Annotated in this window: 13 protein-coding genes; 6 read left to right on the top strand and 7 right to left on the bottom strand. The window is 55.2% G+C overall.

What is annotated here, in order from left to right; all coding sequences use genetic code 11:
* The first annotated feature begins 209 nt into the window (after positions 1-209).
* Together smrA and apbE are read left to right on the top strand one after the other, a co-directional pair.
* Positions 210-779: a DNA endonuclease SmrA gene (smrA, locus tag ACT3RT_RS13605; RefSeq protein WP_353502077.1), complete on the top strand. Its 570-nt coding sequence runs from the start codon at positions 210-212 to the stop codon at positions 777-779.
* Positions 780-865: 86 nt separating this feature from the next.
* Positions 866-1930 (top strand): FAD:protein FMN transferase ApbE, encoded by a 1065-nt coding sequence (gene apbE / locus ACT3RT_RS13600; RefSeq protein WP_353502076.1) that lies wholly within the window; start codon positions 866-868, stop codon positions 1928-1930.
* Positions 1931-1954: 24 nt separating this feature from the next.
* Here the strand turns inward: apbE and ACT3RT_RS13595 are convergent, their stop codons facing one another.
* Positions 1955-2854, bottom strand: a complete 900-nt coding sequence (locus ACT3RT_RS13595) for a LysR substrate-binding domain-containing protein (RefSeq protein WP_496203139.1) — start codon at positions 2852-2854, stop codon at positions 1955-1957.
* Positions 2855-2960: 106 nt separating this feature from the next.
* Here ACT3RT_RS13595 and ACT3RT_RS13590 point away from each other — a divergent pair, with 106 nt between their 5' ends.
* The gene (locus ACT3RT_RS13590) at positions 2961-3578 is read left to right on the top strand and encodes an FMN-dependent NADH-azoreductase (RefSeq protein WP_496203138.1); all 618 of its coding nucleotides are present in this window, start codon (positions 2961-2963) and stop codon (positions 3576-3578) included.
* A gap of 59 nt (positions 3579-3637) precedes the next feature.
* Here ACT3RT_RS13590 and glgX read toward each other — a convergent pair whose 3' ends face one another.
* Positions 3638-5926: a glycogen debranching protein GlgX gene (gene glgX, locus ACT3RT_RS13585; protein WP_496203137.1), complete on the bottom strand. Its 2289-nt coding sequence runs from the start codon at positions 5924-5926 to the stop codon at positions 3638-3640.
* A gap of 247 nt (positions 5927-6173) precedes the next feature.
* Here glgX and ACT3RT_RS13580 point away from each other — a divergent pair, with 247 nt between their 5' ends.
* On the top strand, positions 6174-7118 hold the full coding sequence (locus ACT3RT_RS13580; RefSeq protein WP_496203136.1) for a 2-hydroxyacid dehydrogenase: 945 nt from the start codon (positions 6174-6176) through the stop codon (positions 7116-7118).
* A 173-nt stretch (positions 7119-7291) separates the two neighbouring features.
* Complete coding sequence (cbl, locus tag ACT3RT_RS13575) at positions 7292-8251, top strand: HTH-type transcriptional regulator Cbl (protein ID WP_396130682.1); 960 nt, start codon at positions 7292-7294, stop codon at positions 8249-8251.
* Positions 8252-8377: 126 nt separating this feature from the next.
* Here the strand turns inward: cbl and ACT3RT_RS13570 are convergent, their stop codons facing one another.
* Positions 8378-8668 carry a DUF1161 domain-containing protein gene (locus tag ACT3RT_RS13570; protein ID WP_034790501.1) on the bottom strand — a complete coding sequence of 97 codons (291 nt, stop codon included), beginning with the start codon at positions 8666-8668 and terminating at the stop codon, positions 8378-8380.
* Positions 8669-8773: 105 nt separating this feature from the next.
* Complete coding sequence (locus ACT3RT_RS13565; protein ID WP_496203135.1) at positions 8774-9145, bottom strand: DUF1283 family protein; 372 nt, start codon at positions 9143-9145, stop codon at positions 8774-8776.
* A 129-nt stretch (positions 9146-9274) separates the two neighbouring features.
* On the opposite strand from ACT3RT_RS13565, the gene ACT3RT_RS13560 reads away from it, so the two are divergent.
* The gene (locus tag ACT3RT_RS13560; protein ID WP_396130684.1) at positions 9275-9601 is read left to right on the top strand and encodes a YnfA family protein; all 327 of its coding nucleotides are present in this window, start codon (positions 9275-9277) and stop codon (positions 9599-9601) included.
* A gap of 69 nt (positions 9602-9670) precedes the next feature.
* Here the strand turns inward: ACT3RT_RS13560 and ydfG are convergent, their stop codons facing one another.
* The 3 genes from ydfG to ACT3RT_RS13545 all read right to left on the bottom strand — a co-directional run bounded on the left by ydfG (position 9671) and on the right by ACT3RT_RS13545 (position 12765).
* Positions 9671-10420 (bottom strand): bifunctional NADP-dependent 3-hydroxy acid dehydrogenase/3-hydroxypropionate dehydrogenase YdfG, encoded by a 750-nt coding sequence (gene ydfG / locus ACT3RT_RS13555; RefSeq protein WP_034790494.1) that lies wholly within the window; start codon positions 10418-10420, stop codon positions 9671-9673.
* Positions 10421-10513: 93 nt separating this feature from the next.
* Positions 10514-11950, bottom strand: coding sequence for an MFS transporter (locus tag ACT3RT_RS13550; RefSeq protein WP_496203134.1), 1437 nt, complete (start codon positions 11948-11950; stop codon positions 10514-10516).
* Positions 11951-12078: 128 nt separating this feature from the next.
* Complete coding sequence (locus tag ACT3RT_RS13545) at positions 12079-12765, bottom strand: ArsR/SmtB family transcription factor (RefSeq protein ID WP_496203133.1); 687 nt, start codon at positions 12763-12765, stop codon at positions 12079-12081.
* Positions 12766-12769 lie beyond the last annotated feature (4 nt).

Below are 12769 nucleotides of genomic sequence, written 5' to 3'. Positions count from 1 at the left end.
TAAGGAACCGAATACAATCACGAATGATTATTTCGCTCCCTAATCATTCAGTATATACGGAAAATTCAGATTCACTGGGCGAAGGGCGACTTGCGAGAGCAAGGGAGAAAGGTTTCAGCAGCCTAAACCGGCCCCTTAGCGGCCACAGCACGGGACTGTTACTAAGGGCAAAATTAGGTAAACTAAGTGAGTAAACGGAGGGCGTTTAGATGAAAGATGATGAGCAACTCTTCAGTCAGGAAATGGCCGACGTCAGGCCGCTGGCTAGCGATAAACGCGTGGTTTACCTCAAAAGCGGCGGGCATCCGGCGGCAAAGAATAGCGTGGAAACCGAACCTGAGCGGCCAGAGAACACCTTCACCACCGGCTTTCTTGATATTCTGCCTTTTGATGAGCCGTTGGAGTACAAACAGAGCGGCGTGCAGCAGGGCGTGTTGGATAAACTGCGGGCGGGGAAATATCCGTTAGAAGCCAGTTTGAATCTGCTCAGAAAGCCGGTCGAAACCTGTCGTCAGGAGCTGTTTAACTTCTTCTGCGAGTCACAAACCCACAGTTTACGCACGCTGCTGATTATCCATGGCCGTGGTCGTGACGATGACAGCCACGCCAACATTGTCAGAAGTTATGTCGCCAAATGGCTGAAGCAGCTCGATGAAGTGCAGGCGTTCAGCGTCGCGCTACAGCGAGACGGCGGGGCCGGGGCCTGTTATGTCGCGCTGAAGAAAACCGCGCAGGCCAAACAAGAAAACTGGGAACGCCATGCGAAACGCAGTCGTTAATTCCTTGTTTAAGTGACATGTCGTACTGTCCCAACACTTTTACCGCTTGCTCCGCAGGCGGTTTGTTTTTTTAGCGAGCCAACTACATGTTCCAATTTAAGCGTTCCTCAATCTCGCTGGCATTAAGCCTGGCGGGGGTTATTGCCGGGGCAAGCCTGCTCTCATCCTGTGACAACGTCACTAATTCTTCGAAAGATGCGCTGGTCATCGACGGCAAAACCATGGGGACTTTCTACCGGGTTAGCCTGCAAGGCGTGGATAAGAGCCGCGAACCCGAGCTGCGTAAGCTGATTGAGGCGCAGCTGGCGGAAGATGACCACGAGATGTCGACCTACAAAGAAGACTCGGTGCTTTCACGCTTTAACCAATATCTGGGTACCGCGCCGCAGCCCATCAGCGCGGGGATGGCTGACGCCATTGTGACCTCGCTGCGTATCGGGCAGAAAACCGGTGGCGAAATGGATATCACCGTCGGCCCGTTGGTCAATTTGTGGGGCTTTGGCCCTCAAAAACAGCCAACCAAAACGCCGACCGATGAGCAAATTGCCGCCGCGCGTCAGGAGATTGGTTTACAGCATCTGAAAGTGATCCAGCAGAGTGACGGTCAGTATCTGCAAAAAGATATGCCGAACATGTATGTCGACCTGTCCACCGTGGGCGAAGGCTACGCCACCGACCATTTGGCGCGTTTGATGGAAGCTAACGGCATTAGCAACTATCTGGTGTCCGTCGGCGGCGCCGTGGTGTCTCGCGGGCACAACCCGAAGGGCAATCCTTGGCAGGTGGCGATTCAGAAGCCGACGGATAAAGATAATGAAGTGCAGGCCATTGTGGATCTACAGGGCATGGGCATCAGCACGTCGGGCAGTTATCGCAACTATTATGAGCTGGACGGCAAGCGCCTGTCGCACATCATTGACCCGGCGACCGGCCATCCGATCACCCACAAGCTGGTTTCCGCCACGGTGATTGCTTCTACCGCGCTGGAGGCCGATGGTTGGGACACCGGGCTGATGGTGCTCGGCACCAAAAAAGCCATGGCATTGGCAGAGAAAGAGCATCTGGCGGTGTACCTGATCACCAAAACCCCGGACGGCTTTGAGGTGCACATGACCCCGCAGTTTAAGGCGTATTTGCGCGATCCTGAGTAAGCTAAGGTAGTGGGACTGCAACAATCACTCTCGCCCCATCGCCTGACTTAAATAGTCGAGAAAGGCGCGCAGGGCGGAGGATTGCCCTTTCTTATTGGCATACAGCGCCGAAATATACGACGGCGCGGTGTGCCACTCTTGCATCACCACCTCGAGTTTTCCCTCTGCCAGCGCGTCCGCGCAGACGTGTTCTGAAATCAGCGCAATCCCCAGCCCCTCAATGGCGGCCTGCTTGATGACCAGCAGATTATTGCTGCGCAAACGGGACTGCACCTGCACGCTTCGGCTGCCCAATTCGGCGTGATGGAGCTGCCATTCACTGCGCGGCGTGGTGGCATGGCGAGTCAGCACCGGCAACTGCTCAAGGGTGTCGATACTCGGCGCAACGGAGCATTGGGCGATAAATTCAGGGCTGGCGACCAACAGATTTTTCAATTGCCCCAGAGCGCGACGGTAGAGCGAGGAGCTCTCCAGCGGCGCGTTGTGCGAGAGAATCGCCACATCAATGTTCTCCTCCAGCAGATCCACGGTGCGATTCATCGCCAGCACTTCACAGGTCACTTGCGGATAAAGCTTGAGAAATTGGCTAATAATCGGCGCGAGGACGATTTCTGCCATCATCACCGGGGCAGTGACGCGCAAAAAGCCTTGCGGGAACTGCCGCGATTGGTCAATCACCTGCCGGGCGGCCTGAGCCTGCTCGAGCATTTTTCGACACTCTTGGGCATAACGCAGGCCAATGTCCGTCACGGAAAAGTGCCGCGAGGTGCGATTTAACAGCCGCACGCCCAGACGAGCCTCCAGCGCCTCAATGCGTCGACTCAGTACCGATTTCGACACGCCGATCACCCGCCCCGCGGCGGTGAACCCCTGATGCTGCACCACGGCGGCGAAGTAAGCCATGTCATTCAGATCGTCTTGCACGGTGTCGTCCTTATTTCACAACGATATGTTGCCATTATGTGCATTTATCAACTTTACGACAACGACTAGACTGCGCCCATTCACCCTCCCGAATTAAGGCCGCAGCATGAAAATCTTACATATTGATTCCAGCCCCTTTGTTGAAACCTCCGTCACCCGCGAGTTATCGGCGTGGATTGTCGCTGAACTGCTGAAGATCAACCCGGACGCCGCCGTGCGTTATCGCGATGTAGGTACCACGCCGCCGCCGCACTTATCAGCAGCAGCCATGACCATTTTCCATGACGCCAAAGAGACGGCGATCACCCCTGAGCTGCAACAGGAAATCGACGGCATTTATCAATCCATCGAAGAGGTGATGGCCAGCGACGTCATTGTGATTGGCGCGCCGATGTACAACCATTCTATTTCCAGCAACCTCAAAGCCTGGATCGATCAGATTTCGCAAAAGGGCATCACTTTCACCTATACCCACGGCGGGGTTAAGGGCCTAGTCACGGATAAAAAAGTGTTTATGGCTTCATCGCGTGGCGGGATTTACTCCTCAGAAGCCGGGCGGCTGCACGATTTTCAGGAACCTTATTTAGTTTCTATTCTGGCGCTGATGGGTATGAATGACGTCAGCGTGATCACCGCCGAAGGCGTCAGCATGAGCGCCATTGGCCGGGAAACCGCGCTGGAGAGGGCGCGTCATTCGCTGCGCGAAGCTATCAGTGGCGAATGACAGGCAAAAAATAGGGCGCGAATCGTCTGACTCGCGCCCTGATGTTGTGACGTAACGTTTTACGCCGAGTGCTTACCGGCGCTTATTAGCTCGAACAGCGCCACGGTGCGCGACGGGCAGATGTATTCCCGGCCAAAATCAAAGTTGTGCTCATTGACATCATCCGGCTGGAAGGTGTCAAAAATGTGCCGCCAGCTCTCGCCGTGAGCCACCGACGGTAAGGTGAACACCACCTCTTCATGTGAGGCGTTAAACAACAGCAGCACGGTACTTAGCGAGCCGTAGCGCAGTAACCCGGTAGGCTGTGCGCGGCCATCGAGCAGCATGGCGATGCTTTTGGCGTGAGGATCGGCCCAAGCCTCGTCGGTCATCTCCTCGCCGCGTGGCTGGAACCAGCTCACATCCTTCACATTCAGCTTTTCATGCACGGCACCCGTCAGGAAACGCCCACGGTGCAGAATGGGGAAACGCTTTCTCAGGGCAATCAGGCGATAGGTAAAGAGGATCATCGACTTGCCTTTATCCTCGATGTTCCAGTTTACCCAGGCGATGTCGGTATCCTGACAGTAGGCGTTGTTGTTGCCGTTTTGCGAGCGGGCGAATTCATCGCCCGCCAGCAGCATCGGCGTGCCCTGTGAGAACAGCAGCGTCGCCAGCATATTGCGCATTTGCCGCAGCCTTAGCTCATTAATCGCCGGATCGTCAGTCGGTCCTTCAACCCCGTAGTTGGCGGAAATATTGTTATCGCTGCCGTCCTGACCATCTTCACCATTGGCCTCATTGTGTTTGTTCTCATAAGAGACTAAATCGTTGAGGGTGAAACCGTCGTGGGCGGTAATAAAGTTCACCGAGGCGTAAGGCTTACGGCCGCGATGGTTAAATAGGTCGGCAGAACCAGAGAGCCGGGTGGCGAACTGCGCCAGCTGGCTTTCGTCGCCACGCCAGAACTTGCGCACGGAGTCGCGGAAACGGTCATTCCACTCGGTCCAGCCGGGAGGGAAGCCGCCTACCTGATAGCCGCCGGGGCCGCAGTCCCAAGGCTCTGCTATCAGTTTGCACTGGCTGAGCACCGGGTCCTGACGACAGGTGTCGAGGAAGCCGCAGCCTTCATCAAAACCATAACTTTCACGCCCCAGAATAGTTGCCAGGTCGAAGCGGAAACCGTCAACCTGCATCTCGGTCGCCCAGTAGCGCAGGGAGTCAGTCACCATTTGCAGCACGCGCGGATGGCTCAGATTCAGGGTGTTGCCGGTGCCGGTGTCATTGATGTAATAACGCTTATTGTCCGGCATCAGGCGATAGTAGCTGGCGTTATCAATCCCTTTGAAAGAAAGGGTCGGGCCAAGCTCGTTGCCTTCCGCCGTGTGGTTGTAAACCACGTCGAGGATCACCTCAATGCCCGCCGCGTGCAGGGTGGCGATCATCTGTTTGAATTCGTTCACCGTGTGGGTCGCCATGTATTGCGGGTGCGGCGCGAAGAAACTCAGGGTGTTGTAGCCCCAGAAGTTGTGCAGCCCTTTCTCCTGCAAGTGGCGGTCGTCGGTAAAGGCGTGGATCGGCATCAGCTCTACCGAAGTCACGCCCAGCGACTTAATGTAATCAACGATTTGCGGGGTGCTCAAGCCTGAGAAGGTACCGCGCAGATGTTCTGGCACCGCCGGATGACGCATGGTGTAGCCGCGCACGTGCGTTTCATAAATCAGCGTCTCTTCCCACGGAATATGGTTCTTGCGCGATCTGGCCCAGGAGAAGGCCGGGTCAATCACGCGGCACTTCGGCAAAAATTCGGCGCTGTCGCGATTGTCGAGGTGGAGGTCCTTTTTGTCGCTCTGCATGTCGTAGGCGAACAGCGCATCGTCCCATTTCAACTCGCCGACAATCTGCTTGGCATAAGGGTCGAGCAGCAATTTGGCCGGGTTAAAACGGTGGCCGTTATGCGGGTCATAAGGCCCATGTACCCGGTAGGCATACAGCAGGCCGGGGCGGGCGTCGGGCAAATAGCCGTGCCAGACTTCGTCGGTGTATTCCGGCAGCTCAATGACGTCATACTGCTCGCCCTGATCGTTGAACAGGCACAGCTCGACTTTGGTGGCATTGGCAGAGAATAGGGCGAAGTTGACCCCCAAACCGTCCCAAGTTGCACCCAAAGGCACGGGTAAACCTTCCCGGACCCGCGTTTGGTGCCCCGAGTCGAAGCTTTTGACGATTTCACCATCGCTGTAGGGATGAATGATCCTGACGCCACCCTCATCCACGGCGACATTCACTTGCTTGTGAGGCGCGGTGGAGGGCTTGGCGGCTGGGGTTTCGGCGGAAGTTGTGGATTTAGGGGATGCTTTTTTTGCCATTCTTAACGTCACTCCTGAACAGGGAAATCAGAATAAAACCTGAAGGAACATTGAGCGAAGAACATCAGCGGCAGATAAAGCCGTGTGCACGAAGCCTCGATTGAGTGTAGACCTTGATGCAATTTTTTACCTTTTAAGCCTCTGATAATGCGCTTATTGGCTGTACAAGGCTGTGCCATTCGCCGATAGTCAAAACCATAATCAAAACCTCTTTAAGCCAATATTCGTTGTTTAATCAGGAGCTATCATGAATGTCCCGCTGCTAAGTCATGTCCCCCTCGAAGCCGGTTATCCAGAACGTTTTACAGCCGCAGGCTTCCAGCTGCATTACGCCATAACTCCGGAAAGCCGGGTGAATCTCGACCCTGCCGTGGCCGAGAGCATCCGCGCCGTATTGACCATTGGCACTATCGGGCTGACGGGCGAAGAGATGGATAAGCTGCCGAATCTGGCCATTATCTGTGCGCAGGGCGTGGGCTATGAGTTAGTTGACGTGGCCGCCGCCAAGCAGCGCGGCATTGTGGTGACTCACGGTCCCGGCACTAATAGCTCGTCGATGGCAGACCATACGCTGGCGCTGATGCTGGCGATCACGCGCCAAATCCCGCAGATGGACGCCAAGGTGCGCCGCAGCGACTGGACCCGCGCCGGTACTGACGTCGGCGGCATGTTTGGCAAAAAACTCGGCATTCTCGGGCTAGGCAATATCGGCGAACAAATTGCACGCCGCTGCGCCGGTGGCTTCGACATGGCGGTCGGCTACCATAATCGCAATCCACTCACTGACAGCCTGTGGCGCTATTTTGACAGCCTGCACGCCTTGGCAGAGTGGGCCGATTATTTAGTCGTCGCGACGCCGGGCGGTCAGGGCACCGCCAAACTGGTAGATGCGTCAGTATTGCGCGCCTTGGGCGAGAAGGGCTTCTTAATCAACATCTCCCGCGGCAGCGTGGTCGACACCCAAGCCTTGGTTGCCAGCCTGACGCAGGGTGACATCGCTGGCGCAGCGCTGGACGTCATTGACGGCGAGCCAAAAGTCCCGGAGGAGATCATCCCGCTGACCAATCTGGTGATCACTCCGCACATCGGCGGGCGCTCTCCCGAGGCGATGAACAACATGATGACGTTGGTGATCGACAACCTGCTGGCCCATTTTGGCGGCGCGCCGGTGCTGACTCCCGTCCGTGCCTGACTGAGATCAGTCGCCATCTCTTAACGCCGGTTTCCGGCGTTTTTCTTTTCTTTAGTCGGAAAAAGCATAAGTAACCGTTTTTTCGTATTTGTCCTGCGCAGCAACAGGCCGTAACAATAGTGCTACGCACAAAAGATTTACGCACATTTACGAACTTCAAGAGGCAGAAAACGGTGAATTTCCAACAGCTAAAAATCATTCGCGAGTCGGCGAGATGCAACTACAACCTGACGGAAGTTTCCAACATCCTGTTTACTTCTCAGTCGGGCGTGAGCCGCCATATCCGTGAGCTGGAAGATGAGCTGGGCGTGGAGATATTCATCCGTCGCGGCAAGCGTCTGCTGGGATTGACCGAGCCGGGTAAAGAGCTGCTGGCCGTCGCCGAGCGAATTCTGAATGAGGCGCAAAATATTCGCCGTCTGGCCGATGTGTTTTCTAAGGAAGACGCCGGGGTTCTGACTATCGCCACCACCCACACTCAGGCGCGCTATAGCTTGCCGAAGGTGATCAAGGCGTTCCGCGCTATTTATCCGGGCGTGCGCCTCGAGCTGCAACAGGGTTCGCCGCAGGAAGTGCTGGCCATGCTGTTAGGCGGCCAGGCGGACATTGGTATCGCCAGCGAAAGGCTGATCAACGATCCGGCCGTCGCCGCTTTCCCTTATTACCGTTGGCATCACTCGGTGGTAGTGCCTAACGATCATCCGCTAATTAACCAGCAACCGTTAACCTTGCAACACCTGAGCGAGCAACCGTTAATCACTTATCGTCAGGGCATCACAGGCCGTTCGCGCATTGACGAAGCCTTTAACCGCGCGGGCCTCAGCCCGGACATCGTGCTGAGCGCGCAGGACTCCGACGTGATTAAAACTTATGTCGAGTTAGGTCTGGGCGTGGGTATCGTCGCCGACAAAGCCTTTGAAGCAGAGCGCGACAGCGGCCTGACGCTCATCAACGCCGAACACCTGTTCGAAGCCAACACCGTCTGGCTAGGGTTGAAAAGGGCGCAGTTACAACGTAACTATGTTTGGCGATTTATCGAGCTGTGCAACCCACGGCTGTCAGTTAATGAGATTAAAGAGAAGGCTTTCGCACAGCCACAAGAGGAAGAAGTGGTTATTGATTATCAGATCTGAGGGCTGCATCCCTGACCTGCTTGTTAAATCTTTAAATTCAAATTCAAATTCAAATTCAACTTCAAGTTCAAGGTCGTGGGCGGCGAGCCCACGACCTTGAACTTGACCAGCTTTTAAAAGCGCAAATTACTGTGCTGGTGCATCCTGACTCGTCCCAGTCTTGGCACTGTCATCGATGCGATCGGAAGTCTTGGTGTAGACGATTTTCTGCGTGTCGTTTTCGCAGTGACCCACTACCTGACCGCCAGCCTGATCGGCTTGATCATTTGGCACGATATCTAACTTGAAATTGGCTTCAGGCAAGCCGTTAGCAACGATTTTTTGGGTGATATCGGCTTTCACGCTGTCGCATGATGCTTGAGCTGCTAAGGGTGCGAGGGCGAGAATGGCCAGTCCGGCTAACATGGTTTTTTTCATCATCTAATCCTTTTATGATTATTAAGTAAAAGAAGGTCTTCTACTTAAGTTTAGCAGCCTGAGCGCAAAGGGGGGCCTTTACGCTCGTTGGCTGTTAACTCTGCGTTACGGTGCTAACAGGGCGCGGCCGGTGCGGCGGTCAAGACAGCGCTCAGTGTTAGGTTCCCAGTAGGCATTCAGGTTTTGGCTGGCTTCGCAGGCATCGCGCGCATCCACGGCTTTGTCGAACTTATTGAAGCTCTTGGTCGCCCGCTGGTTGATTGAATGGCGCAGCTGCTCGGTGTCATTCCACTGCTCTTTGCTCTGGCGCGCGGCTTCGTTATTCACCGCGTCATTACCGGTACCGCTGAACACGCAGGTACCGCCGGAACAGTTGGTATTTGCGGCCTGTGCAGAAACCTGCCAACTTGCCGCCATGACCAACAGGGCAACCGGTAACAACCGGCGGGTCATTTGGGTCATAAACATTGTATTCATTAGCTCTTCCTTATAGGTTTACACATCGCTCAGGCGAATAAATAAATTATACCATTGCGACCACGAACGTCACTCTTTGACGGACGAGTGGTTTATTCCTGATTGAATTATGGACTGTAAACTTCCGCCATGCTCAAAACTACCATACTGTTTTTTGTCACCGCGCTGGCTGAAATCATCGGCTGCTTCTTGCCTTATCTGTGGTTGAGAAAGGGAGGAAGCGTTTGGCTGCTGTTTCCCGCGGCGCTGAGCCTCGCGGCGTTTGCCTGGTTGCTTACCCTGCATCCGGCAGCCAGTGGCCGTGTTTATGCGGCCTACGGCGGAGTCTATATTATGACCGCGCTTTTGTGGTTACGTTTTGTCGATGGCGTGAAATTAAGTCATACCGACTGGCTGGGAGCCTGCGTGGCTCTGGCTGGAATGCTGATCATCGTCTCTGGCTGGAAAGCGAGTTAAGCCTTATCTCATGATTCAGCCATAAAAAAAGCGCCCAGCGGCGCTTTTTTGCTTTCCAGTTCGCAAAAATTACTCTTCGCGATGCACCTGCAAGCCCGCCAAAGACTGGCTGACTGGCATCATTTCAATGCTATTGATGTTGACGTGAGCTGGCAGCGTTGACACCCAGAACACAGACTCAGCCACGTCGGCCGCGGTCAGTGGGTTGGTGTTGTCATAGGTTTTGCTGACCTTTTCGTCATCGCCTTTGAAGCGTACGTTGGAGAACTCAGTGCCGCCGCACAGGCCCGGCTCAATATTGGTCACGCGAACGTGAGTGCCGTGCAGGTCGGAACGCAGGTTGTAGCTGAACTGGCGAACGAAAGCCTTGGTCGCGCCATAAACGTTGCCGCCGGCATATGGCCAGTTACCGGCCGTTGAGCCGATGTTAATGATGTGGCCCACGTTGCGCTCAACCATGCCCGGCAGAACGGCACGGGTCATGTACACCAAGCCTTTGGCGTTGGTATCAATCATGTTTTCCCAGTCATCCAGATCGGCTTTGTCCGCTTTTTCCAGACCCAGGGCCAAGCCCGCGTTGTTGACCAGCACGTCGATATTGCGCCATTCGGCAGGCAGCGCGGCGATCGCTTCGCCAACCGATGCGCGATTGGTCACATCTAGCTGCACCACGTACAGCGCATCGCCCAGCTCAGATTTCAAATCGGCCAGACGCTCTTTTCGGCGTCCAGAGGCGATAACCTGATGACCTGCTTTAACAAATTTACGGGCAATTTCAGCGCCAAAACCAGCGGTTGCGCCTGTTACAAAAATAATCATCCCAAGAATCCTCAATAGTTATCACGCATTAAAATGTGAAGCTGCACACAGTATTAGCATAAATGAAGGCAAATCGGCAGTGTGCTTAACCCATTATTTTCCGCCCGAGGCAGCAGGGGCCGACGGGGCTTTTTTACGGCGGATTTCATCCCCGGCGGTCGGGCTAAGGGACAGGTTATTCAAGGTGCCGACCAGCGAAAACAGCCCGATAATAATGAAGGCCACGTGGAACTGCTCGAGGTGCACCGAACTTCCGGCGTCGGTCTGGAAATGCTCCGCCACGCGCAGTGAAAGGGCGCCAATGGTAATGCCCAACCCGGTGGAAAGCTGCTGCACAGTGTTTGCCAGGGTGTTCGCGCCGCCCATTTGCTCCCTCGGCACCTGAGAAAATGTTAGGGTATTCAACGCGGTGAACTGCATTGAACGCGTCATGCCGCTGGCGAAGAGTAGCAATAATGTCAGTGAGGTCGGCACCTCAGGAGTCAGCAGCGCGCAGGCAAAAATAGTCAGGCTGTTAAGCACCCCGTTGACCAACATGACCGAGCGAAACTTAAAGCGATGCAGAATGGCCGAGGTAAAAGGCTTCATCGCCAGATTTCCGGCAAACACCGCCAGCACCAGCAGACCGGCATCAAAAGCACTCATGCCATAGCCCAGCTGGAACATCAAAGGCAGCAGAAAAGGCAGGGCGCCGATGGCGATACGGAACAGCGAACCGCCATAAATAGTGACGGCGTAACTTTTTATCTTCATCGCCACCATCGGCAGCAGTGGGAAAGGTGCGCGGATGGAGTGCAGCACCGTTAAGACTCCCAGCAGGATGCTTGCCGCCACGCAGGTGATTGGCAACCAGCTCACCCCTTGCTGATTAAACAGATCCAGACCAAACATCAGGCCCAGACAGGCCGCGCCGGTCAGCACAAATCCCAGCCAGTCGAATGGCACCCCTTTTTCACCGGGCAGCGCGGGAACCAGCTTCTGGCTGAAATAAAGCGCCACCAGAGAGAGCGGCACGTTAATGATGAAAATCCAGTGCCAGGAGGCAAAAGTGGTAATAAAGCCACCCAGCGGCGGGCCGATAATCGGCGCAACCAGCCCCGGCCAGGTGATAGTGGCGATGGCGCGGATCAAATCAGACTTGGAGGTATTTCTCAGTACTACCAGTCGCCCAACCGGCACCATCAGTGCGCCGGAAAAGCCTTGTAACATGCGGGCTGCGGTAAAGGTGGCGAGGCTGGTACTGACCGAGCAGAGGATCGACGCTAGTGCAAAAAGCACGATGGCCATCGAGAAAACTTTACGCGTGCCGAAGCGATTGGCAATCCAGCCGCTGGCCGGAATAAACACCGTCGTAGTCAGAATATAGGCCGATACACCGATATTCATATCGACCGGGTGTACGCCAAACGCCTGCGCCATTTGCGGCAGCGCGGTGACAATCACCGTAGCATCTAGGTTCTCCATGAAGAATGCGCCCGCCACTAATAAAGGCAAGGCGGAACCAGCAGGGAGGCTGAATTTGAACGACATGAACCACTCCGAAAAGGCGACTGACGATGACACTCATTTACGTTCAGACTACCTTTTCGCAAGGAGGCTGTCACAGGGAATGTTACTGAAATGTAATAAAAAGCAGCAGGATCGAGCGGGCAATCGACTTAATCCAGATGAAGTGAAAAATGGCGAGCTAAGGCGATTTTCCCCTTAGCGGTGAACGACAACTGGCGGCTGTCGAGGTGGCGTAACACCCACTCTTTTCGTTCAAAAGTAGCCAATATTGCCGCGCCTAAAGCACCGCCAAGGTGAGCTTTGCGCTCGCTCCAGTCAAGGCAGCTACAGGCAAAATGGCGACGTGAAGCGGGCTGGGAGCAATCCACGCCCACGGCGGTCAGCTTTTCACGACCTTCCTCGCTTAGCTGGTAGAGCTGATCGCCACTCAACCAGCCCGCGCGGAACAGGCCGTCATGCAGCCTCACCGCCACGTCACCGGCCATGTGGTCATAACAGGTGCGGGCAAATTGCAATGCGCCAGGAGTCGAGCTTTTCACCACCGGGCGTTCGACGCCGACCATCGCCATCAGCGATTCCAGCAGCTGGGCGACCTCTAAACCGGCCAGTCGAAAGTAGCGATAGCGCCCCTGTTTGACGCAGCTAATCAGGTTCTGCTCCATCAGTTTTGCCAGATGTGCGCTGGTTGTGGATGCCGCGACATCCACCGCCGCGCTCATTTCCGTGGCAGTGTAAGCCCGACCGTCCATTAACAGGCACAGCATGCGGGTTCGGGTTTTGTCGGCCATGGCCGCCGCGAGGGCTGCCAGCCGTTCTTCAATATCAATGTTATCCATACTT

The organism is Ewingella sp. AOP9-I1-14, assembly GCF_052375995.1.
In the GTDB taxonomy this organism is placed as follows: Bacteria; Pseudomonadota; Gammaproteobacteria; order Enterobacterales; family Enterobacteriaceae; genus Ewingella; species Ewingella allii.
This window is presented reverse-complemented; position numbering and strand designations above follow the sequence as displayed.

Coding starts and splice junctions, on each gene's coding strand:
- ACT3RT_RS13590 (WP_496203138.1), top strand. CDS start 2,961: ATGAAAATCTTACATATTGATTCCAGCCCCTTTGTTGAAACCTCCGTC.
- ACT3RT_RS13565 (WP_496203135.1), bottom strand. CDS start 9,145: ATGAATACAATGTTTATGACCCAAATGACCCGCCGGTTGTTACCGGTT.
- ACT3RT_RS13560 (WP_396130684.1), top strand. CDS start 9,275: ATGCTCAAAACTACCATACTGTTTTTTGTCACCGCGCTGGCTGAAATC.
- ydfG (WP_034790494.1), bottom strand. CDS start 10,420: ATGATTATTTTTGTAACAGGCGCAACCGCTGGTTTTGGCGCTGAAATT.
- apbE (WP_353502076.1), top strand. CDS start 866: ATGTTCCAATTTAAGCGTTCCTCAATCTCGCTGGCATTAAGCCTGGCG.
- glgX (WP_496203137.1), bottom strand. CDS start 5,926: ATGGCAAAAAAAGCATCCCCTAAATCCACAACTTCCGCCGAAACCCCA.
- ACT3RT_RS13570 (WP_034790501.1), bottom strand. CDS start 8,668: ATGAAAAAAACCATGTTAGCCGGACTGGCCATTCTCGCCCTCGCACCC.
- smrA (WP_353502077.1), top strand. CDS start 210: ATGAAAGATGATGAGCAACTCTTCAGTCAGGAAATGGCCGACGTCAGG.
- ACT3RT_RS13550 (WP_496203134.1), bottom strand. CDS start 11,950: ATGTCGTTCAAATTCAGCCTCCCTGCTGGTTCCGCCTTGCCTTTATTA.
- ACT3RT_RS13545 (WP_496203133.1), bottom strand. CDS start 12,765: ATGGATAACATTGATATTGAAGAACGGCTGGCAGCCCTCGCGGCGGCC.
- ACT3RT_RS13580 (WP_496203136.1), top strand. CDS start 6,174: ATGAATGTCCCGCTGCTAAGTCATGTCCCCCTCGAAGCCGGTTATCCA.